This window comes from Candidatus Pelagibacter sp. uisw_098, from assembly GCF_059512505.1.
Map to the genome: position 1 here is coordinate 892,974 of NZ_CM183454.1, position 21,732 is coordinate 914,705.

A 21,732-nucleotide genomic window follows, 5' to 3' on the forward strand; every position below is an offset into this window, starting at 1 on the left:
AGCTTTTAAAGAAATGTACCCGGCAACGAATAAAGTCGCCGGGTAAAAATTTAATTTATCTTAAAGTCCTAACCAACTATCAACTTTAGATTTATTATTTTTCATCCATGTTCTAGCAACATCAGCTGGTTGTTTTTTCTCAACTGAAATTGCATATGCCATAGCAGAAACATCATCTCCTGTTAATTGAAAGTTCTTAAAAAACTCAACAATAGCTGGAGATTTACTTTCTAAAGAAGTACCCCAACCAATTTGAATTTTTTTAAGTGCATCTTTTGAGGCAACATAAGATTTTTTGTACCAGTCAGCATCTTCTTTAGGTTGTACCATTTTGTATTTAGCTGGATCATGTTTTGGCTCTTCCAACATAACTACATCTGCCATTCCCCAAATTGCGTGTGGTTTATAACAATAGAATGCATAACCTTCACCTTTTTTAATTGAGTCAAGTACTCTTGCATTTTTAACTGCTTCTGCTGCTCTTATCGCTTCAATACCAGCATCATATAAACCGTAGTCTCTTAATTTAACTTGGTTTGCATTTGCTGAAGCCCAACCATCTGCTCCAATCCAAAATTCACCTTTACCATTGCCATCACTGTCCATTGCTTTAACAACTTCTGGTCTAGCTAAGTCTTCGATTGCAGTAATATTAAATTTTTTCGCAAACTGTTGAGAAACACAATAACCTTGGTCTCCATCATATGGGTTGCTACTTAATTTTAAAGTTCCTTTAGGAACTAGATCATTAGTATAAGCTTGTTGGTTCGGTAACCAGATATCAGGGTGAACTTCAATTTCACCTTTACTTCTATCAATTGCACCGTAGATCGCAGTATTGTTTCCTGGGACCAATTCTGCTTCTCCACCCATTTTGTCTATAACAACTGCTGCTAATAAGTTTGCAATTGCTGTTGCACCTGTCCAACCTGGATCTCCTATTTTAACTTTTTCAGCGAATGTTGAAAAAGTAGCAAATAAAGAAATTAAACCAGCTACAAGTGTAGTTTTTATTATTTTCATTATATCCCTCTCTATTAATTTAAAAAACGAAGCATAACTTAAAACTTTTGAACAAGTCAAAGAAAATTAGTTATTTATTATGATTAGTATAATTGAATTTTAAGAGTGACTAATCCAAATAGTCTTAGTTTGAAGGTATTGATCTAACGCTTCTGTACCTTGATCTCTACTTAATGAACCAGATTGTCTATATCCACCAAAAGGTGTTTTAATATCACCTTCAGAAAAAGTATTAACTGAAACAGTTCCACATGGAAGGCTTTTAGCCATATGAAAAGCTCTATCGATATCTTGAGTAAAAACACTTGCGTGCAATCCATACTTAGAATTACTTGCAATTTTCAAAGCTTCTTCATCACTATTAATTGTAAGAACTCCTAAAACTGGTCCAAAAATTTCTTCTTGAGCAATTGTCATATTTTCTTTTAAATCATCAAATAGAGTTGGTTTTGCAAAAAATCCTTTTTGGTCACCACTTGATACACCACCAAATAATAACTTAGCTCCTTCATCAATTCCTTTTTGAATATATCCATCAACTGTTGCTAAATGTTTTTTAGAAATCATTGACCCCATATTACTTTCTGGATCTAATGGATCTCCAGCTTTAAGAGCTTTTACTTTTTTTGAAACTTTGTCTAAAAATTCATCTTTAACTTTGCTGTGAATTATTTGCCTCATGTTTGCAGAGCAATTCTGCCCACCATTCCAAAAAGCAGAGTTAATAGCATTATCAATTAAATCATCTGTAATCTTTGCATCTTCTAAAACGATAAATGGACTTTTACCACCCATCTCTAAGCCAATTGTTTTTAAATTACTTTCACCCGAATATTTCATGAACAGTCCCCCAACTTCCGTTGAGCCTGTAAATGAAACCGCATCAACATCATTGTGTCTACCAAGTGCTTCACCTACATCGCCAAAGCCAGGTACTATATTTAAAACTCCATCAGGGATACCTGCTTCTTTAGCAATTTGAGCAACTCTAATTGCAGTTAGTGGAGTATCTTCTGCTGGCTTAATTATAACTGAACAGCCAGCAGCTAATGCTGGTGCCATTTTCCAAACTGCCATCATCAAAGGGAAATTCCATGGAACAACTCCAGCAACAACACCAATTGGCTCTTTAACAATTAAACTAGTTAACGATGGTTCTGTTGGTCCAACTTTACCAAATACTTTATCTATTAATTCTCCATACCACTGAAAATGCATTGGAGCATCATTTGCAACTTCATTAATACAATCTCCAATTAATTTTCCTGTATCGATACATTCAAGAACAGAATTTTCATCACCTGTTTGTCTTAATAATTCTGCAAATTTTAGTAAAACATCTTTTCTAAATTCTGGAGATGTTCTAGACCAAACGCCACTATTGAAAGCTTTTCTTGAAGCTTTTACAGCAAGGTCTACGTCTTTATGATTACATTTTGCAACAGAGCAAAGAGTTTCACCCGTTGCAGGGTTTATATTTTCAAACTTTTCACCATCAATAGCATCAACGTACTTACCATCAATAAAAGCTCTACCTTCAAACTTAATCTTGCTTGCTATAGATTTATAATCAGAAGCCATTAATCTGCATTAGCAGTTAATGTTTTAATCTCTAAAATATTTTCATTAGGGTCTTTAACAAAAAATGTCTCTTGCTCATATTTGGTACCTTTAAATCTTAAATAAGGTTCATCGTAATATTTGGCACCATTGTCTTTTAATCTTTGCTTAAGAGCATTAAAATCTTTTCTAGATAAATGAACACCGAAATGTGGAACAGAAACATTACCCATATCAACATCGTGTCTTTCACTATCCATTTTATGTTCACTTGCATGAAGAGTTAATTCATTTCCCCAAAAGTCTACATCTGCCCACTCTTGTGCTGAATTATCCAATCTACAGCCTAACGTCTCGCTGTAAAATTTTTTTGCTACTTCAAGATCTCCACATGGTACTGCTAAATGGAAGCAATTTGTGTTTTTGTACATAAGTTTCTCCTCTTTAAATTCGTTATACAATGACTATATAGTCCAATATAATATTTTAATCAATAAAAGCTAAATTCATGAATGACTTTTTACAATCTATAATAGATAGAGATCCTGCGGCAAAATCTAAGTTAAGTTTAATTTTAACTTATCCTGGTGTTAAAGCAGTTTTTTTTCATAGAATTGCTAATTTTTTTCATCTTGCTAAGTTTCATTTAGTAGCAAGAATAATTTCACAACTATCAAGATTTTTAACTGGAATTGAAATTCACCCTGGTGCTAAGATTGGAAGAAATTTATTTATTGATCATGGTATGGGTGTTGTAATTGGAGAGACCTCTGAAATTGGAAATAATGTAACCATTTATCATATGGCAACATTAGGTGGAATATCTCCAAGTATTAATTCAAATGATCAAAGACAAGTTAAGAGACACCCAACATTAAGTGATTGTGTTGTTGTTGGTTCTGGTGCTCAAATCTTGGGACCTGTAATAATTGGTGCAAACGCTAAAGTTGGAGCTAACGCGGTTGTTACTAAAGATGTACCAGAAAATGCAGTAATGGTTGGAATACCAGCTAAAAACGTTGGAACAGCAACTGAAGAATTTAAACCTTATGCTGTAGAAGAGGTAGATAAAGACACTTCAAGCTAATGAAAATTATTCAAGACAATTTTATTTCAGGAATAGGTAATACTCCTTTAATCAAACTTAGAGCTGCATCAGAAATTACTGGATGTAATATTTATGGTAAAGCCGAATTTTTGAACCCAGGTGGATCTGTTAAAGATAGAGCGGCACTAGCTTTAATTAAAGATGCTGAGAGTAAAAAATTAATTTCTAAAGGTGGAACAATAGTTGAAGGCACAGCTGGTAACACTGGTATAGGCTTATGTCTACTTGGTAATTCACTTGGTTATAAAACAATTATTGTAATGAATGATAATCAAACCCAAGAAAAAAAAGATCTTCTTAGAAATATTGGTGCTGATTTAAGATTAGTTCCAGCTAAACCTTATAAAGATGATGCAAACTTTGTAAAAGTTGCTGCAAAACTTGCTGATGAACTAAGACCATCAAATAACAATGGAGTTGTTTGGGCCAATCAATTTGACAATGTTGCAAATGCTAAGGGTCATTATGAAACAACGGGTAAAGAAATCTGGGAACAAACTGAAGGTAAAGTTGATGGTTTTGTATGTTCGTCTGGAACAGGTGGAACAATTTCTGGAGTAAGCAATGCTCTTAAAGAGAAAAATAAAGATATAAAGATATTTTTATCAGACCCTAAAGGCTCAGCTCTTTATAATTATATAAAAAATGGTGAATTAAAATCTGAAGGTGGATCAATTACTGAAGGAATTGGATCAAGTAGAATTACAAAAAATTTTGAAAATGCTAAAATTGATGATGCCTACTCTATAGATGACCATGAAGCACTTCCTATACTTTATGATTTAATTGAAAATGAAGGTTTAAGCCTTGGTACTAGCTGTGGAATTAATATTGCTGGTGCGATTAGAATGGGTAAAGAGCTTGGTCCTGGAAAAACTATCGTTACTATACTTTGTGATAAAAGTGAAAAGTACGCTACTAAAATGTTTAATAAGAAATTTCTAGAAGAAAAAGGTTTACCCTTCCCTAATTGGCTTTAAATATAAATCTTATCGGCTAATCCATAGCAAAGAACTGCACTAATAATTGTGAAAACTAAAGGAGCAATTATAGCTTCATTTGAATCGTTCATAACACCCGTCTTATCGATCTTAATTGAGTAAGTATTAACTATAAAGATACAAAAATTTTGAACAAAAACTAAATTGAAAAATGCCCACGTTGCTTCGACACCATTTGGTCTTACAAACATAATATATAATGCCATCAAGAAAGAACCTAGAAATATTGCACCTGTCATACGCATAACAGTTGCAGCTGTCTTGTCTATTTGAAATTTTTCTCTAAATTTTTGGTTTCCAATAATCATTTGATACGCATAAATACCTATACCTAAAAAGTGTATTACAAATAATATTAAATAAAAAACTCCATTAAATTTTTCAATCATAAATAAATAATAACAATATTAGTCTTTAAAAATACTTAAATAACTAGTTGGGTCATTTTGCACATGCAAAGTGACAATGTTGGTTATATCAAAAACTTATTATTTTCCTATTGTTTGGTTAATTAATCAAACAAAGGAAAATATGAAAAAAATAGTAATAACATTATTCTTAGTACTTTTCACAAGTTCAGTTTATGCAGGTTCTTGCCCAATGATGGCAAAAAGTATAGATGATAAAATTGCAGAAGCACAAATGCTAAGAGATCAAGGTATGGCCGCTCATGATGCTGGTGATCATGCAAAATCAGAAGAATTATTAGGTAAAGCTATGGAGCTTTTTAAAAGTTAACAAATAATTTTATATATTTAGTGGGATTTCATTTAAAGTAGCTAAATGAATCTCACTACTTCGTACGTGTCCTTAATATTAGCTGTTATTTTAGGGGGTACATCAAATAGTTTTTCTAAAATTGCACTACTTTTTTAAATCATTTACAATAAACGTAGTTACAAAATTAATAAATAATACAAAAGTTAAAAAATATGACTGGTCAAAGGCGTTGGTTAAAAATATGGGCTAGAACAGTTGGAATGCCAATTGGTATTAATGATGAAGATAAGCCTGAGTTTTTACCTATTAAACAAACAGATGTTAAGAAAGCATTAGCTTTTAGAACATTCTGGGTTCTGCTTCATGTTCTAACTTGTCTCTTAATTATCGCTGGTAATGGCAGAGTAATGGGTTGGTGGTAATTAAAAAAAATTAATAAAAGCACTATTTGTCATGGTAAAGCTTCGTGTATATTTTGACTACATGGATTGTAAAGTAAATTACCTTAATTAATAGAGTTGGGATTTTCTTAAGTGTCCCAACTTTAAATAATAAATAAATAGAGTTTTATGTATTTAGCAATGAGTAGACTTCAGGTTATGTCTGACAAAGAAAATGAATTTGAAACAGCTTGGAAAAATCGTGAGCAAGAGACTCATGGTGTGAAAGGCTTTAAGAAATTCAACTTATTCAAAGGTAAGGTAAATAATGAATTATCTCTTTATATTTTTCATAGTGAATGGAATACTGAGAGTGACTTTATTAACTGGACAAAATCTGATTCATTTCAATTAGCTCATAAAAATCCTATACTACAGGGAAATTTATATCTTGGACCCCCCAATTTTAATGGATATGTAGGATTCCCTGATTTTGAAGGTTTTAAAGTAGTTATATAATTTTAAAAAGATTTCATTTAGGATAATTAAATGAACATGACAACTTCATATTTATTTCTGATTTTAGCTGTTTTTTTAGGTGTAACATCAAATAGTTTTGCAAAAAATGCTGAAGGGTTTACTCTTCTAATTCCAAGTACTATCACTGCAATTACAATCGTTTCATGCATGTATGCATTATCCATGGTAATGAAAAATATCCCGATGGGAATAACTTATGCATCGTTTGCTGGATTAACAATTATTTCAACTGTAATTGTTGGTGTAATTAGATTTAATCAAATGCCAAATCTTTATTCAATGATTGGTTTAGGTCTAATTATAATAGGTGTATTAATGGTTAACTTGTTAGGAAATAATTAATTATGATTTCAAAAAAATATTCTCAAACTTTATTTATGATTTTTATGTCATTTGGAATGAGTGTTATAATGAGTGGCGTAGTTACTGCGGTGAACACTGGCATTAGTAATGGTTTTATTGAAAGATATTTTAACTCTTGGTTATTTGCTTTTCCTGTAGCATTATTTGCAGCTATTACTTTGACTCCAATTATAAGACCTCTAGTTAATAAAATTGCATCTAAAGATTAGTTATAAAAGAATTGTAAAAATTTTACGGAAAAAAATATTGTAAGAAGAGTTTCTTAAATTATCGAAACTTTATTATTTATCAAAATTTAATTCAATAAATATATTTAACATAAATTAAAATAAATGTTTTGAATGCAATGTTTGAAAATGTTATTGTGTAAATATATATAAAGGAGGTCGATTATGAATTTATCACCACCTGACACATAACTGGTGTGATTAAATAATCAAAGACTAATTAAGATCGAAAAAATATAAAGTCCATTATTATGGATTTTGGCGTATACCGCTAACTTACAGGGGAACTCTTTTGGGCTTTCCGAAAGGGTGAACCCCTTAAAAAAAAGTTAAAAAATAGATGGCAAAACGTGAGTACCATCATCATCTAAAGTAATATCAAATTCATCAACAACGTTAGAAATTTCTAATGGTGAGTATAAATGTGGAAACATAGTTCCATCTGAAGCTTGTTCCCAAACTAAATGATCTAGTTTTAAAGTGTCTATCTTTAATAAAATTAAATCTTTTTGATTTTGGTAAAATTTTTTAAGAGTTCCAGCAATTTGATCATCACCAGAAAAATGAATGTAACCATCTTCTAAATCTTTTTTAGAACCAGTTAATTGACCTTTAATCTTAATTTTATGCCATTCAGATTTGGTGCATATTTTATAAACAAATTTGAAATTCATTTAAAATTTATATTATTCAGTAGAGATGATGACAATAAGAAACTTCCCTCTTTCGAGGGAAGCTAATATTAACTATCTAATAGAGAGAGAAGATAATGTTAATTTTTAAATTCTATGCGCTCCTTATAGACAGCAAATTTCAATATTAAAATGACAAATTGTCACTACAGCAATGCTAATATTAAATATCTTATTTTATCTATTCACTTAGTGAGCATTTTACCAAGATGAATTTGGTTGGGCTAGAAACTCTTTCTCTTCAAAGGTAGATGTTCTTCCTAGCACTGTGTTTCGATGAGGATATCTGTGAAATCTCTTAATTACTAATGTGTGATCTTTCCAAGATTTTTTAATAGAAATTAAATCTGAATGATCTTTTAAAAATTTATCTAATAAATAGTAGGACATATCATGGTCTGTGACCTCCTCACTATGAATGAGTGGTAGTATCATAAACAATCTTTGATCTTGATCCATTTTATCTAAAAATCCAGCATAAACAGAATCGTTAACTATCAACCTTGCTTTATGATCTTGGCTAAAGGCTTTTGGGTCATCTCTAAACATATTTCTTGAAAATTGATCAAATAAAATAACTAGAGCTAAAGAACCAAGGGGGCTATCTTGCCAATCATCATACTCATTTGAAGCTGCTAACTCATAATCTTTTAGAAAATTTTTTCTTATTAGTGCATCAAAATCTTTATGTTTTTGAAATCTTTTTTTTGGTGGAGTTTCTTTAAACCAAAAATCTAATATTTTTTTAGCTCTTGTATGCATTTATTTTGAAACTGGCTTTAAAAGTTTAAGCATTTTATTATGAATAGATTGATTAGCTGAAACTAAAATACTTCCAGCATTAACTGCATCTCTATTATCCCAAGTTGTTACAATACCTCCTGCAGCTTTTATAATTGGCATCAGTGGGTGGATATCCCAAATTTTATTAGTTGTTTGAAAGACAACATCAATTTTTCCCTCACATAAATGGGAATAACTTAACGCATCCGCAGTTGGAAATTGCATTAGTCTTAAAACTTTAGGAATTGACATTTGCTGTTTAAGAGAGATCGCTCCATGAAATGCTCCTGATACTTTTACCTGACTAAATGGTATATTTTTTGAAACAGAGATTTTTCTTTTTTTACCCTTTTCAAAAACAAAAGAGTTTTTATTATCAAAATTTAAATAGTATTTATTTAGTATTGGAAAGTTTGCTAATCCTACAACAGGGTTACCTTTAAAATTTAAAGATATTAAATTACTCCACGTTGGATTGCCTATTACAAATGATCTTGTTCCATCAATTGGGTCTATGACCCATGTGTAATCACTAGTTGATTTTTTGTGACCAAATTCTTCACCTATAACTTGATGACTTGGAAATTTTTTTTTAATTTTTAATCTAATAAATTTTTCAAATGCTTTGTCAGATGTTGTAACAGGATCATACCCTTTGCCTTTGAGCTTGTTTGATATCTTAAAAGTTTTATTAAGTTTTGAGTAATAAAATTTATTTAATTCTTTTGCCAAGGTGTTTAAAAAATTAGAATATAGCTTGTACTCTTTCACACTTAATAAGCTCATTAAATTATATTCTCAATTTGATTTTCTGCTTCTTTAATTGATTTTTCATAATCTATGGCCAATTGATCAGCAGCAATAATATCTATTTTTTTTATACCAAAAAAATTTAAAACATGAGTTAGCCAAGGTGTTAAAAAGTCATCTTTACTATTAATCTTTGTGCCGCCAGATGTGATTATGAGATAAACTTGTTTGTCTTCAAGCAAACCTACCCTGCTTCCATCTTCATTGTATTTAAATGTCTCTTTAACTCTTGCAGCTAAATCCGCCCAGGCTTTTAATGTTGCCGGTGGACCAAAATTATAAATTGGTACAGATATAATAATTGTGTCACTTTCTTTTAATTCCATAACTAGTTTGTCTGACATTTCAAACATCTTCTTATGTTGTTCTGTTTGCTCACCTTCAGGAATTTTCATTCCAGACTCTGTTAAGTTAGAGATAAAGATCATTTCATCATTAAGATCTCGATAAACAACCTGATCTTCTGGTTTTTTTATTTTATCTAATAATTTTTTTGCTAAAGCTCTTGAAGTAGAACCTTCTTTTCTAGCACTTGTATCAATTTGATATATTTTCATGAATTAATTACTTTTAATAGTTTCTAACCGAAATTTTGCAAAAAAGGTAAATAATTTAGAATATAATAACCCAGAACTTGTAATTGATTTGTTAAAATTAAAATTCCTGTGATTAAAAGAATTATACCCCCTCCTTTTGTAACTAAATTAATATTTCTTTTGAAATTTTTTGAAAATAGTAAAAACTTTTGCATCAAATAACCTGATAGAATAAAAGGTATCGCTAATCCAAGTGAGTAAAAACTTAAAAGTAAAATTGCTTTGTAAATAGTTTCCTCTGTAGAAGCTAAAGCAAGAATTGACCCTAAAATAGGACCAATGCATGGTGTCCATCCAAAGCCAAATGCCATTCCCACAATAAATACAAAGAAAATATTATTTGATTTTTTTGTATAAAATTTTTTTTCTACATTAAGAAATTTAATATTTAAAACGCCAATTAACTGAAGTGAAAATATGATTATTATAATTCCTGCAATGGTTCTTAATATTTGAGAATTTTGTAAAAGAATTTGTCCTAAGAAGGAAGCAGTTGCACCAAAGATAATAAATACAAAAGAAAAACCTAATGAAAAAAAAATCAATGGTAATAAATCAATTTTCTTTTTTTCTAAAATTTCATTTAAGGTGTTGCCAGTAATAAAAGAAACATAACCAGGTATTAGTGGTAAAACACATGGAGATAAAAAACTAATTAATCCTGCTCCAAATGCAATAAATAATTCTAACATTAAATATTATTCTGCTAACACTTTTATGTTTTGTCTTCCAAGATTATCAATTGATAGTTCCATGTTATCCCCATCTTTTAAAAAAACAGGAGGATTCATTCCGAGACCAACTCCAGGAGGAGTGCCAGTAGTAATAATATCACCAGGCATTAAAGTTATGAAACTTGTAATATGTGCTATTAAAATGTTAAAATTAAAAATCATTTGTTTAGTGTTGCCTGTTTGATGTCTATTACTATTAACATCTAATGTTAAGTTCAAATTATTAACATCTTTGATTTCATCTTTGGTCACTAAATAAGGTCCTAAAGGTCCAAATGTATCACCAGATTTACCCTTAACCCACTGACCACCTTTTTCTTTTTGCCATTCACGTTCACTGATATCGTTACAAATACAGTATCCGAAAATATAATCTTGTGCATCTTTTTCTAAAACTCTTTTTGCTTTTTTCCCTATAACAAAAGCAATTTCAACTTCATGATCTAATTTTTTTGAATCCTTGGGTATAATCACATTATCGTTTGGTCCAACTATAGAATGAACTGACTTATTGAATAGAACTGGATTCTCTGGTGTTTTTGCACCTGTCTCTTTTGCATGTTCAGCATAATTTAAACCGATTGCAAAAAAATTTCCTGGTTTAGAAATACAAGACCCTATTCTTTCATTTTGACTTATCTCTTCCAAGCTCTCTAAATCTATATCTTTAATCTTATCTAGAGTTTCAAAATTGATACTTTCAGGATTTAAATCTTTAATAATCGATGATAAATTTCTATATTTTCCATCTTTATCTAGTGCTACAGGAATTTCTTGACCTTCTTTTCCAATTCTTAAAAATTTCATTTTTTATTCATTTTTTCAATCACATTATATAAAGAGCTATGATCTGTATTGCCATGTCCATCTGTTACAAGTTCTTTATACATTTCTTTAATTAAACTAGAAATAGGCAAATGAGTTTCAACAGCTTTTCCAGCATTAATGATATTAGTCATATCTTTTAACTGAGTTGTGGTTTTTCCTTTGGGTGAGAAATCTTTATTAATCATTCTTTTTCCATGAGTTTGTAATATTTTACTATCAGCCCATCCTCCTGATAAAGCTTCAATCATTTTACTTGGGTTGGTGCCAGATTTTTCACATAAAGTGATAGCCTCCGCTACAGCACCGATGGTTACACCCACGATAATTTGATTAGCTAATTTAGATATTTGGCCAGAAGATACTGGGCCTACTAATGTTGGGTTTCCTAATATTTTAAGTAGATCTACACATTCATTAAATGTTTTTTCATCACCGCCCACCATGATAGCTAAAGAAGCCTCTTCTGCTCCAATTGTTCCACCAGATACCGGTGCATCTAGGTAGTTAATTTTTTTTTCTTTTAACAATTTTGCACATTTTTTTGATAACACAGGGTTAATAGAGCTCATATCTATTACAGTGGCATTAGGTTTAATATTTTTTATAAACTCATCACTAATTATTACTTTCTCAACTGCAACATCATCTGTGAGCATTGTAATAATTACATCAGAACTGGTAACAACATCTTTGATGGATACAGATATTTCTGCTCCAAAATCTTTTAATCTTTCAGCTTTATCTTGAGATCTATTAAATGCTTTTAATTTATAACCAGATTTAATTAAGTTTTTTGCCATGGGAAACCCCATAAGACCAATTCCTATAAACCCAATTTGCATAAGTGTTAGCCTTTGATGCCTATGTGAGTATATTTAACATTAAGATAATCTTTGATGGCCATTGATCCACCTTCTCTTCCATATCCACTTTGTTTAATTCCACCAAATGGTGCCTCAGCAATTGCAACAACTCCTGTATTAACTGCTACAGATCCTGTTTCTAATCTTTCAGATGCCAGATGAGCTGTTTCCATAGAATTAGTACAAACATAACTGCATAAACCAAGATCATTATCATTGGCTCTTTCAATAACTTCATCAAAAGATTTAAATGACAATATCGGAACTAATGGTCCAAATGGTTCTTGTTTCATAATAGTAAAATCATCTTTTACATCATCAAAAACTGTTGGCTCATAATAAAAACCTTTATTAAAGCCTGCTGGTCTTTTTCCACCCAATAAAATTTTAGCTCCTTCTTGTTTAGTTTTCTCAACCAACTCTTCAATTTCTTCCAATCTTTTTTGAGTTGTTAATGGGCCTAATTGAGTGTCTGGATCTATGCCATTACCAATTTTTAACTTTTTAGTTTTTTCGATAAATAAATTTATAAATTCTTCTTTTTTACTTTCATGAATATAAAATCTATTAGGAGAAATACAAACTTGACCATTGTTTCTAAATTTTGCAGCAATAGCCATATCTGTTGCCTTTTTTATATCAGCATCATCGAAAACTATAAAGGGAGAATGGCCACTTAATTCCATTGTTACTCTTTGAACCTTATCAGCTGCTTGTTTTAAAATCAGCTTTCCAACTCTTACAGATCCAGTTATTGAAATTTTTTTAATTATATCTGATTGAATTAATTGAGAAGCTATACTTGGAGGATCACCTGATAAAAGGTTGACCGCTCCTGGTGGAACTCCACATTCTCTACAAATATCAACCAACTCCATCACTACACCAGGTGTGATTGTATCGGGTTTAATAATTACCGAACAACCCGCAGCAAGTGCTGTTGATATTTTTCTTGCTGCTAAAATAAGTGGAAAATTCCACGGTGATAATGCAGCTACAACTCCAACTGGTTGATAATAAACATGTACTCTTGTGTCTTCAAACCTGCTTTCAATAGTTTGACCAAAAATTCTCTTTGTCTCCTCAGCGTTCCATTCAAAAATATCTGCTGCACCATTTGTTTCACCAACACCTTCGACTAAAGGTTTGCCATTTTCTAAAGTCATCCATTTTGCCAGAACATCTTTTTTTTCTCGAAGTTTGTCTGCTATACGTCTTAGAATATAAGATCTTTCCCACGGTGTTATCTTTTTCCAAACTTGTAATCCTTTTTCAGCTGATTTTAATGCTCTGTCAACATCAGCAGGTGTTGCTTTTGATGCATGGCCTAAAACTTCTTCTGTTGCAGGATTGATAACTTCATAAGTTTCCTTGTTAGAAGAGGGCGACCAATTGCCATCGATAAATTGTCCAAATTTTTCGTACATAATTTGCTAAACCTTGAGTTGATTTTAAAAAATAATTATTCAAATTTTTAGCAAATATGTTTTAATCTTACAAATTAATAAAGGAGAAACTTATGAAAAAATATATTGTAATGGGTAATTATACAGCAAAGGCCTTCCAAGGTTTTATGAAAGACCCTAAGCAAGATAGATCAATTGCTGTAAAAGCATTAACTGAAGCAGTAGGTGGAACTTTTGAATCTTTTTATATTACGAGAGGTCCTTATGATTTCGTTGCAGTCACTTCAGGAGACATGCCTTATGAAAATTTTGCTGGTATAAAATTAGCTGTTGAAGCTAGTGGAACAGTAGAAAATATGGTTATACTCGAGGAGATGGATATGAATAAAGCAGCAGAGCTTGCTGCTAAAGCTATGGCTGGCTATAAGCCTGCTGGTTAATAATTTATGTTAACTTCCAGTTCAAAAAACTGGGAGTTAGCTAGTTTCAAATAAAGTTGGAAACATTTTTCCAGATAAATCATCACCATTTTTATAACCATTATCTTCCATAATAGCTCTTTCTTCTCTAGCCCAATTTCCTCTATAAATAATTTTAGAGTTTTCTTTTGCCATTCTTAATGTGTATCTATGAACATTTTTTTTAGGTGTAATAATATTTAATCCTCCATGTAATGTTCTAATATCAAAATAAATACAGTCACCAACTTCCAGATCCCATTGTAAAAATTCATAATCATCTTTATTTTCTAATATGTTAGGAGTTAATTCATATTTTTTTCCATTAACAACTCCAACCTTGCCATCAACTTCATGGCCATCATTAAATCTTGTTCTTAAAAATAGCTTATCCCATAAATGGGATCCTTTAACCCATGCTATACCATCTTCTTTTTTAACTGATTCAAGCGGTATCCACAATACACACATAGATCCTTCAAAATCGAAATATGATATATCATGATGAAAAGGTGGTGATGACTTTGATCCCGCTTCCCTAAAAAACCAATTATCCATTACTAAATTAATTTTTTGGGCTTCTAAAAGTTCTGCTGCGATTTTGGGTGTTGGTGAATTAAATACAAAATCTTTAAATTCCTCATGTAAATTCCAAGTCCAAAAATCTTCATAATATCCTGGTAGTTTTTGGTTTTTTGTGTGATTTACAAATCTTGGGCTAGGACTTTCTTTACCTTTTTTAATTCCTTTTTTTAACTTTTCAATCCATGCGTTATCAAATTTGCCTTTAATCAAGACTGCACCATCTTTTTTAAATAGATTTACTTCTGCTTGGGTAATAATTTTGCTCATATATTATTATTATAATATAATGTAATAAAAATAAGATGAAAACATTAAGTGATACTTTTGGAAGAAAATTCCCCTACATAAGATTATCAATTACAGATGTATGTAATTACAGTTGCACCTATTGTCTACCACAAGGGTATAAAAAGACACCTGGAGACACGAGAAGTTTTATGTCTGCAGAAGAAATATCTAGATTAACAAAAGCGTTATCTGAATTAGGTGTTTGTAAAATTAGATTAACTGGTGGAGAACCAACAGTTAGAAAAGACTTTTTTAATATTCTTAAAGATATGAAGCAAAATTCAAATATACCCAAAGTAACAATGACAACTAATGGTTACCGTTTGGACAAAATAGCAGAACAATTATTTGAAGCTGGTTTGGATGGAATAAATATTAGTATAGACAGTTTAAATAGAGAAACTTTTAAAAAACTAACAGGACATGACAGGCTTGAAGAAATTTTAGAAGGTATAAAGATTTTACAAAGATTAAATTTCAAGAATATAAAAATTAATGCTGTTTTACTTAAAGATATTAATGATACCCAGGATGAGTTTAAAAAATTTGGAAATTTTATAAAAAATAACAAAATTGACTTTAGATTTATAGAATTGATGCAAACAGGTGATAATTTAGAGTATTTTAAAAAGAATCATGTTTCCTCTAAAATATTTAAAGATTTTTTAGAAAAAAATAACTGGATACCACAAACTTATGGAAAAGATGCAGGCCCTTCACTAAATTTTATACATCCAGAATTTAAAGGTAAATTTGGTTTAATTGCACCCTACTCTAAGGATTTTTGTCAAACATGTAACAGATTGCGAATTACCTCAAGAGGTGATTTGAGATTATGTTTGTTTGGTAATACTGGAATTAGTATTAGACATTTATTGCAAGATGATACTCAAAAAGATGAACTTGTGGATCTTATTATAAAGCAATTGCACCTTAAAAAAGAGTCACATTATTTAGAGCTTGGAGATACTGGAATTACTCCAAATTTATCAAGTACTGGAGGATAAATGGAAAACTTAAAAGTGATAAATGAAGAAAAATTAAAAGATTGGGCTAAGGAAATTTTTAAAAAAAATTCTTTTAATATGGTTGATGTATCATCAAAAAAAGAAACATTTAGAAGAGCATTGGCTTCTGGTAAAATTTATGTAGGAAAAGAAGTTTTTGACCTAATTAAAGATAAAGAAATGCCTAAAGGTGATCCGATCACTTTAGCTGAGGTATCAGCAGTCTTAGGTGTTAAAAAAACTAGTGAATTGATTCCACTATGCCATCCACTTCCAATAGATCATACAGCAACTAAAATTATCATGCATGATGATGATGCTTCATTAGAGGTTTTTTGCGTTGTGTCTGCTGTTGCAAAAACTGGGGTAGAAATGGAAGCTATTATGGGTGTTAATACTGCACTAATAACTATTTATGATCTAAGTAAAATTGTAAATCCACATCTTAGAATTGATAATGTTAAATTACTAATTAAAGAAGGTGGAAAAAGTGGTTTATGGACTAATCCTGATGGCTTACCAGAATTTTTAAAAGATATTTTTTAAACATGAAAATTAAGCTTGAACTATTTGGAGCAAGTAGAGATTTTAGTAATAAAGAGTTCTTAGAATTTGACATTAAACAAAAGATTGAAATTAAAGATTTTAGGAAAGAGGTAATTAATTATTTAGATAAAAACTTTAAGGGTAATGAAAGTTTTATTAAAATTGTAAAAAATTCTGTTTTTTGCTCAGAAGATAATAATATTGTTAGTGATGACTTTAAAATTATAAAAGATCAAAAAATTGGGATTATACCTCCAATAGGTGGTGGTTGATGCTACATACAAAAATAATAGATATTAAAAAAAACAAAATAAAAACTTCTGTAGCAGAAGCATTTATAAAATCTTCATCATATGGTGCATCCATTATTTTTAATGGTACGGTTAGAAATATTAATGAAAATAAAGAAGTTGTTGGAATAACTTATGATAGTCATGACGAATTAGTATTAAAAAGCTTTGATGAAATTTATAAAGAAACCACTGTAAAATTAAAAATTATCGATAAAGCAGTATTTATAGAACATATTAAAGGTTATGTAGGACTAGGTGAAACTAGTATAATTATTGCAGTTGCTTGCAAACATAGAGATGAAACCTATGTATTATCTAGATATATTATTGAAGAAATTAAAAAAAGATCTCCTATATGGAAAAAAGAACATTATAAAAATGAACAAAGTGAGTGGCTAAAAGGTAATCCTATTAAAAATGAAAAAATATAAACATTCAGAAATAACACCTGAACAAATATACAATAAAAGAAGAAAGTTTATTAAATCGATTGGCTTAGGTGTAGGTTCATTATCCTTAAGTAGTATACCGTTTTTAAACAATGCTTATTCACAAAATAAAAATGAACTAACTTCATATGAGGATATAACAAGATACAACAATTATTATGAGTTTGGGACTGGAAAAGGTGATCCTTTCAAAAATTCACAAGAATTTATTACTAAACCTTGGAGTGTTACCATTGAAGGTGAAGTAGACAATCCAATTACACTTTCAGCTGAAGAAATAATTTCTTTATTTCCTTCTGAAGAAAGAATTTACAAACTTAGATGTGTTGAAGGTTGGTCTATGGTTATTCCTTGGATGGGATTTTCTCTGAGCAAATTACTTAGTAAAGTATCTATTAAAAATACTGCAAAATTTGTTGAATTTGAAAGTGTTTATGACCCTGAACAAATGAAAGGCCAGAGATATCCAGTTTTAAATTGGCCCTATAGAGAAGGATTAAGAATTGACGAAGCTATGCATCCTATAACAACAGTTGTCACTGGGCTTTATGGAAAGGCATTACCCAACCAAAATGGCGCTCCATTGAGAATTTTTGTTCCATGGAAATATGGTTTTAAAAGTGCAAAAGCAATTGTTAAAATAAAATTAGTTAAAAAAATGCCTACTTCATCTTGGATGAGATCGTCCCCAAGAGAATATGGTTTTTATTCAAATGTTAACCCAAATGTTTCGCATCCTAGATGGTCACAAGCAACAGAACGTGTCATAGGTGAAGGTATTTTGTCCCCCAGAATTGAAACAGAAATGTTTAATGGGTATGGTGATGAAGTTGCAAATTTATATTCAGGTATGGATTTAAAGAAAAACTTTTAAATACATAAAATTTTTTTATAAAATATGCAAAAATATATAAAAATACCAATTTTTTTTTTATCTTTACTACCAATATTAATTATTTTTTATCAAATTATCTTTAACCAGTTAGGTCCAGAACCTGTAAAAGAAATTACACATGTAACTGGTAATTGGACACTTCGTTTTATTATAATCACACTTGCAATGACTCCTTTACAAAAGTTTACTAAATTAAATTTCTGGATTAGCTATAGAAGAATGTTTGGCTTGTTTGTATTTTTTTATGCATCAGCGCATATGATGACTTATGTAGGAATAGATTATCGCTTTGATTGGTCTAGTATTAGTGATGATATTATTAAAAAAAAATTTATATTTGCTGGATTTTTAGCTTGGCTTTTATTAGTGCCACTTGCTCTTACTTCATCTAAAAGAATGATAAGGTTGTTAAGAGATAAGTGGAAAAAACTACACAAACTTATTTATATAATTTCTTTATTGGGAATTATTCACTATTTATGGTTAGTTAAAGTAGTTACAGTTGAACCCTTAATCTATCTTATTATTATTGTAATTTTACTTACGCTAAGAGTTAAAATGAAATTTAATTAATTAATTAATTTTTTTTCAGGAACACAAATCTCTGATCTTGTTAAAAATCTTCTGCCAGTTCCATTATCAAGTGAAAACATTCCACCCATTCCTTTAATGCAATCAATAATTAAATCTGTATTTTTCCATGCTTCATGTTGGGTTTCGCTTATATAAAAAGGAACACCTCCAATTTTACCAATTAAAACATCATCATCGCTTATAAGAAATTCTTTAACTGGATAACACATCGGGGCACTACCATCACAACATCCACCAGATTGATGAAAAAGCAATTCTTTACCATGATCTTTCTTTAGATCTTCAATTAACTCTAACGCTAATGGTGTTGCTGAAACTTTCATAGTTATATGGCCTGTAGTTTAATACAGGCCATCATAATATATCTGTTAAAAGAAGCCTAATTTTTTCTCACTGTATGACACGTGTAAGTTTTTCACCTGTCTATAATGATCAAGCATCATTTTATGTGTTTCTCTACCAATTCCAGATTGTTTATAACCTCCAAAAGCAGCATGAGCTGGATAAGCATGGTAACAGTTAGTCCAAACTCTTCCTGCTTGGATCCCTCTTCCCATTCTATAAGCAATATTTCCATTTCTAGTCCAAACACCTGCTCCTAAACCATAAAGAGTATCATTTGCAATTTCTAATGCATGCGCTTCATCTTTAAATTTAGTAACTGATACAACTGGACCAAAAATTTCTTCTTGGAAAACTCTCATAGAGTTATCACCTTCAAAAATAGTAGGTTGGATATAATTACCTTTTTCCAAACCACTGTTTAAGTTAGCAACTTCACCTCCACATAGAACTTTAGCACCCTCTTTCTTACCTAAATCTAAGTAAGATTTTATTTTCTCCATTTGCTCTAATGATACTTGAGCACCAATCATGGTTTCCATTTTTAAAGGGTTATCTTGTGTTACAGCTTTTGTTCTAGCGATAGCTCTTTCCATAAATTTATCATAGATAGATTCTTGAATTAAAGCTCTACTAGGACAAGTACAAACTTCTCCCTGATTAAGAGCAAACATTGTAAAACCCTCGAGACATTTATCAAAGAATTCATCATCTTGATCCATGACATCTTCAAAGAAAACATTTGGAGATTTTCCACCTAATTCTAAAGTTATTGGAATTAAATTTTGAGCAGCATACTGCATAATCAAACGTCCAGTTGTTGTCTCACCCGTAAAAGCAATCTTTCTGATTCTTTTAGATGAAGCTAATGGCTTACCTGCTTCAAGACCAAAACCACTTACAACATTAAGAACTCCTGGAGGTAATAGATCCCCAATTAATTCCATTAATAGTAAGATTGATGCTGGTGTTTGTTCAGCTGGTTTTAAAACTACACAGTTTCCTGCAGCAAGTGCTGGTGCAAGTTTCCATGTTGCCATTAATAACGGGAAGTTCCAAGGTATAATTTGTGCAACTACACCAAGTGGCTCAGGTATATGATAAGAATATTCACTGTTACTTATCTCTGAAACAGAACCTTCTTCTGCTCTTATGGCTCCAGCAAAATATCTCCAATGATCAACAACTAATGGTAAATCAGCTGCCATACATTCTCTGATTGGCTTTCCATTATCTAGACATTCAGCAGTAGCTAAAAGCTCAAGGTTTTTTTCAATAACATCAGCTATTTTAAGTAGAATGTTAGATCTTTCAGTTATTGATGTAATTCCCCAAGCAGGAAAAGCAGCATGTGCAGCATCCAAAGCAGCTTCAACATCTTTTGCATCTGATCTTGGAACAGAACATATAACTTCATTATTGATTGGACTTACGTTGTCAAAATATTTTCCCGATTTTGGTTCAACGAATTTTCCTCCTATAAAATTTCCATATTTTTCTTTAAATGGAAATTTAACTTTTAAGTGGGACGTATCTAGTAACGGAGATCGTCCACCTTTTACTGTTTCTGTGCTCATTTTTATCCTCTCTCTCTTATTATTATTCTTTAGCTTATTTTTTTTTGATGGCTTACGTAACTTCTTTTTGGTCACACCCTTTTTCTTTTTAACTTTTTTAATATTTTTAGGTGATCGTTTGACCAAGTTTTTCTTAATTTTTTTTTTGGCTTTACGTTTAGACTTTTTGGCTGTTTTTTTCTTTGTAGTAGCCATCCAATATTTAAACAAAATTTAATATTAAGGTCTATGTATTATATTATTAAATTTCTACTCAAGATTGAATAAAACCCTACATCTTGTGCTTAATTGAAATGTGTCTAATAATTTAACCATGAATGAAAATACAAAAAAAGAATTACAGTCTTCTACTTTTGAGAGATTACTTAAGCATTTAGATGAAAGAAAAGATGTTCAAAATATAGATATCATGAACCTTGCTGGTTTTTGCAGAAACTGTTTATCAAAATGGTATCGAGAAGAAGCAGAGAAAAAAGGTATTGAAATTTCAGACCTTGATGCACGCGAACATGTCTATGGAATGCCTTATCCAGAGTGGAAAGAAAAATATCAAAAATAATTATTTTTCTTTAAGTCTCGGAAATAGTTCTACAAAATTACAAGGTTTATGATTTATATCTAGCTGATGTTTTAAAATTCCGTCCCAAGCATCCGTAACACCACCAGAAGATCCTGGTAGAGCAAACACATATTTACCATTAGCTAGCACAGCACACGCTCTAGACTGAATAGCAGAAGTGCCAACCGTTTTTAAACTAATTGTTCTAAACACCTCTCCAAAACCTGGGATATGCTTATCAGCAATTTCATTCACTGCCTCTGGTGTGATATCTCGACCTGTAAGTCCTGTTCCACCTGTTGTAATTACAACGTCTATTTTAGATTGATTAATCCAATCTTTAAGGATTATAATAATGTCTTCTTTGTTATCTTTGCAAATTTTTCTATCTATTAATTTATGTTTAGCCTCCTCTATTTTTTTTACTAAGATCGCACCTGACTTATCATTCTCAAAAGTTCTAGTGTCCGTAACTGTTAAAAGTGCTATATTTACAATCATAAAT

The 21,732-nt window shown here is 30.8% G+C and carries 31 protein-coding genes; 15 read left to right on the plus strand and 16 right to left on the minus strand.

Annotated elements, in window-relative coordinates; genetic code table 11:
- Positions 1-60: 60 nt before the first annotated feature.
- The 3 genes from AC5YF9_RS04805 to AC5YF9_RS04815 all read right to left on the minus strand — a co-directional run bounded on the left by AC5YF9_RS04805 (position 61) and on the right by AC5YF9_RS04815 (position 3,014).
- Positions 61-1,023, minus strand: a complete 963-nt coding sequence (locus AC5YF9_RS04805; protein ID WP_415303570.1) for an ABC transporter substrate-binding protein — start codon at positions 1,021-1,023, stop codon at positions 61-63.
- A 99-nt stretch (positions 1,024-1,122) separates the two neighbouring features.
- Positions 1,123-2,604: an aldehyde dehydrogenase gene (locus AC5YF9_RS04810; RefSeq protein ID WP_415303571.1), complete on the minus strand. Its 1,482-nt coding sequence runs from the start codon at positions 2,602-2,604 to the stop codon at positions 1,123-1,125.
- A complete protein-coding gene (locus AC5YF9_RS04815; protein ID WP_415284124.1) occupies positions 2,604-3,014 on the minus strand; it encodes a VOC family protein in 411 nt (136 codons plus the stop codon). Before AC5YF9_RS04815 ends, AC5YF9_RS04810 begins: the two co-directional genes overlap by 1 nt.
- 77 nt (positions 3,015-3,091) lie before the next feature.
- On the opposite strand from AC5YF9_RS04815, the gene epsC reads away from it, so the two are divergent.
- Together epsC and AC5YF9_RS04825 are read left to right on the plus strand one after the other, a co-directional pair.
- Entirely contained in the window at positions 3,092-3,670 is a 579-nt protein-coding gene (gene epsC / locus AC5YF9_RS04820) for a serine O-acetyltransferase EpsC (protein ID WP_415303572.1), read from the plus strand.
- Positions 3,670-4,671, plus strand: coding sequence for a cysteine synthase A (locus tag AC5YF9_RS04825; protein ID WP_415303573.1), 1,002 nt, complete (start codon positions 3,670-3,672; stop codon positions 4,669-4,671). The genes epsC and AC5YF9_RS04825 overlap by 1 nt, the downstream gene beginning before the upstream one ends.
- Here the strand turns inward: AC5YF9_RS04825 and AC5YF9_RS04830 are convergent.
- Positions 4,668-5,081: a hypothetical protein gene (locus AC5YF9_RS04830; protein ID WP_415303574.1), complete on the minus strand. Its 414-nt coding sequence runs from the start codon at positions 5,079-5,081 to the stop codon at positions 4,668-4,670. The genes AC5YF9_RS04825 and AC5YF9_RS04830 overlap by 4 nt on opposite strands.
- Positions 5,082-5,223: 142 nt before the next feature.
- On the opposite strand from AC5YF9_RS04830, the gene AC5YF9_RS04835 reads away from it, so the two are divergent.
- The 5 genes from AC5YF9_RS04835 (at position 5,224) to AC5YF9_RS04855 (ending at position 6,904) form a co-directional block, all read left to right on the plus strand.
- Positions 5,224-5,430, plus strand: a complete 207-nt coding sequence (locus AC5YF9_RS04835) for a hypothetical protein (protein WP_168606465.1) — start codon at positions 5,224-5,226, stop codon at positions 5,428-5,430.
- Positions 5,431-5,624: 194 nt separating this feature from the next.
- Positions 5,625-5,834 (plus strand): hypothetical protein, encoded by a 210-nt coding sequence (locus AC5YF9_RS04840; RefSeq protein WP_415284129.1) that lies wholly within the window; start codon positions 5,625-5,627, stop codon positions 5,832-5,834.
- A gap of 159 nt (positions 5,835-5,993) precedes the next feature.
- Positions 5,994-6,311, plus strand: coding sequence for an antibiotic biosynthesis monooxygenase family protein (locus AC5YF9_RS04845; RefSeq protein ID WP_415303575.1), 318 nt, complete (start codon positions 5,994-5,996; stop codon positions 6,309-6,311).
- Positions 6,312-6,341: 30 nt separating this feature from the next.
- On the plus strand, positions 6,342-6,674 hold the full coding sequence (locus tag AC5YF9_RS04850) for a DMT family transporter (protein WP_415303576.1): 333 nt from the start codon (positions 6,342-6,344) through the stop codon (positions 6,672-6,674).
- Between the two features lie 2 nt (positions 6,675-6,676).
- Entirely contained in the window at positions 6,677-6,904 is a 228-nt protein-coding gene (locus AC5YF9_RS04855) for a DUF2798 domain-containing protein (RefSeq protein WP_415303577.1), read from the plus strand.
- Between the two features lie 347 nt (positions 6,905-7,251).
- Here AC5YF9_RS04855 and AC5YF9_RS04860 read toward each other — a convergent pair whose 3' ends face one another.
- The 8 genes from AC5YF9_RS04860 to AC5YF9_RS04895 all read right to left on the minus strand — a co-directional run bounded on the left by AC5YF9_RS04860 (position 7,252) and on the right by AC5YF9_RS04895 (position 13,655).
- Entirely contained in the window at positions 7,252-7,596 is a 345-nt protein-coding gene (locus tag AC5YF9_RS04860) for a DUF952 domain-containing protein (RefSeq protein WP_415303578.1), read from the minus strand.
- Positions 7,597-7,815: 219 nt separating this feature from the next.
- Complete coding sequence (locus AC5YF9_RS04865; RefSeq protein WP_415303579.1) at positions 7,816-8,376, minus strand: DUF924 family protein; 561 nt, start codon at positions 8,374-8,376, stop codon at positions 7,816-7,818.
- Complete coding sequence (locus AC5YF9_RS04870) at positions 8,377-9,183, minus strand: inositol monophosphatase family protein (protein ID WP_415303580.1); 807 nt, start codon at positions 9,181-9,183, stop codon at positions 8,377-8,379.
- Positions 9,183-9,764, minus strand: coding sequence for an FMN-dependent NADH-azoreductase (locus tag AC5YF9_RS04875; RefSeq protein WP_415303581.1), 582 nt, complete (start codon positions 9,762-9,764; stop codon positions 9,183-9,185). Before AC5YF9_RS04875 ends, AC5YF9_RS04870 begins: the two co-directional genes overlap by 1 nt.
- Before the next feature lie 23 nt (positions 9,765-9,787).
- The gene (locus AC5YF9_RS04880; RefSeq protein WP_415303582.1) at positions 9,788-10,495 is read right to left on the minus strand and encodes a cytochrome c biogenesis CcdA family protein; all 708 of its coding nucleotides are present in this window, start codon (positions 10,493-10,495) and stop codon (positions 9,788-9,790) included.
- Between the two features lie 6 nt (positions 10,496-10,501).
- The gene (locus AC5YF9_RS04885; RefSeq protein WP_415303583.1) at positions 10,502-11,344 is read right to left on the minus strand and encodes a fumarylacetoacetate hydrolase family protein; all 843 of its coding nucleotides are present in this window, start codon (positions 11,342-11,344) and stop codon (positions 10,502-10,504) included.
- Positions 11,341-12,207, minus strand: coding sequence for an NAD(P)-dependent oxidoreductase (locus AC5YF9_RS04890; RefSeq protein ID WP_415303584.1), 867 nt, complete (start codon positions 12,205-12,207; stop codon positions 11,341-11,343). The genes AC5YF9_RS04885 and AC5YF9_RS04890 overlap by 4 nt, the downstream gene beginning before the upstream one ends.
- A 5-nt stretch (positions 12,208-12,212) precedes the next feature.
- Positions 12,213-13,655: an NAD-dependent succinate-semialdehyde dehydrogenase gene (locus AC5YF9_RS04895; protein WP_415303585.1), complete on the minus strand. Its 1,443-nt coding sequence runs from the start codon at positions 13,653-13,655 to the stop codon at positions 12,213-12,215.
- A gap of 92 nt (positions 13,656-13,747) precedes the next feature.
- Between AC5YF9_RS04895 and AC5YF9_RS04900 the strand changes: the two genes are divergently transcribed.
- Positions 13,748-14,074, plus strand: coding sequence for a GYD domain-containing protein (locus AC5YF9_RS04900; RefSeq protein ID WP_415278724.1), 327 nt, complete (start codon positions 13,748-13,750; stop codon positions 14,072-14,074).
- A 36-nt stretch (positions 14,075-14,110) separates the two neighbouring features.
- Here AC5YF9_RS04900 and AC5YF9_RS04905 read toward each other — a convergent pair whose 3' ends face one another.
- Entirely contained in the window at positions 14,111-14,944 is an 834-nt protein-coding gene (locus AC5YF9_RS04905) for a phytanoyl-CoA dioxygenase family protein (RefSeq protein ID WP_496169843.1), read from the minus strand.
- Positions 14,945-14,979: 35 nt separating this feature from the next.
- Here AC5YF9_RS04905 and moaA point away from each other — a divergent pair, with 35 nt between their 5' ends.
- Genes moaA through msrQ form a run of 6 tightly spaced genes read left to right on the plus strand, consistent with a single transcriptional unit; the run spans position 14,980 to position 18,728 of the window.
- Complete coding sequence (gene moaA, locus AC5YF9_RS04910; RefSeq protein ID WP_415303586.1) at positions 14,980-15,972, plus strand: GTP 3',8-cyclase MoaA; 993 nt, start codon at positions 14,980-14,982, stop codon at positions 15,970-15,972.
- Positions 15,973-16,518, plus strand: a complete 546-nt coding sequence (gene moaC / locus AC5YF9_RS04915) for a cyclic pyranopterin monophosphate synthase MoaC (RefSeq protein WP_415303587.1) — start codon at positions 15,973-15,975, stop codon at positions 16,516-16,518.
- Positions 16,519-16,520: 2 nt separating this feature from the next.
- On the plus strand, positions 16,521-16,790 hold the full coding sequence (locus AC5YF9_RS04920; RefSeq protein ID WP_415303588.1) for a molybdopterin biosynthesis protein MoeD: 270 nt from the start codon (positions 16,521-16,523) through the stop codon (positions 16,788-16,790).
- Positions 16,790-17,242, plus strand: coding sequence for a molybdopterin synthase catalytic subunit (locus tag AC5YF9_RS04925; RefSeq protein WP_415290965.1), 453 nt, complete (start codon positions 16,790-16,792; stop codon positions 17,240-17,242). The genes AC5YF9_RS04920 and AC5YF9_RS04925 overlap by 1 nt, the downstream gene beginning before the upstream one ends.
- Positions 17,229-18,134 (plus strand): protein-methionine-sulfoxide reductase catalytic subunit MsrP, encoded by a 906-nt coding sequence (gene msrP / locus AC5YF9_RS04930; protein ID WP_415303589.1) that lies wholly within the window; start codon positions 17,229-17,231, stop codon positions 18,132-18,134. Before AC5YF9_RS04925 ends, msrP begins: the two co-directional genes overlap by 14 nt.
- 24 nt (positions 18,135-18,158) lie before the next feature.
- Complete coding sequence (msrQ, locus tag AC5YF9_RS04935; RefSeq protein ID WP_415303590.1) at positions 18,159-18,728, plus strand: protein-methionine-sulfoxide reductase heme-binding subunit MsrQ; 570 nt, start codon at positions 18,159-18,161, stop codon at positions 18,726-18,728.
- On the opposite strand, the gene AC5YF9_RS04940 is transcribed toward msrQ, so the two are convergent.
- Together AC5YF9_RS04940 and AC5YF9_RS04945 are read right to left on the minus strand one after the other, a co-directional pair.
- On the minus strand, positions 18,725-19,072 hold the full coding sequence (locus tag AC5YF9_RS04940) for a DUF779 domain-containing protein (RefSeq protein ID WP_168606501.1): 348 nt from the start codon (positions 19,070-19,072) through the stop codon (positions 18,725-18,727). The genes msrQ and AC5YF9_RS04940 overlap by 4 nt on opposite strands.
- Before the next feature lie 45 nt (positions 19,073-19,117).
- Complete coding sequence (locus tag AC5YF9_RS04945; protein WP_415304915.1) at positions 19,118-20,668, minus strand: aldehyde dehydrogenase family protein; 1,551 nt, start codon at positions 20,666-20,668, stop codon at positions 19,118-19,120.
- Positions 20,669-20,981: 313 nt separating this feature from the next.
- Between AC5YF9_RS04945 and AC5YF9_RS04950 the strand changes: the two genes are divergently transcribed.
- Positions 20,982-21,227, plus strand: a complete 246-nt coding sequence (locus tag AC5YF9_RS04950) for a DUF1244 domain-containing protein (RefSeq protein WP_415303591.1) — start codon at positions 20,982-20,984, stop codon at positions 21,225-21,227.
- On the opposite strand, the gene AC5YF9_RS04955 is transcribed toward AC5YF9_RS04950, so the two are convergent.
- Positions 21,228-21,728: a molybdenum cofactor synthesis domain-containing protein gene (locus AC5YF9_RS04955; protein WP_415278677.1), complete on the minus strand. Its 501-nt coding sequence runs from the start codon at positions 21,726-21,728 to the stop codon at positions 21,228-21,230.
- Positions 21,729-21,732 lie beyond the last annotated feature (4 nt).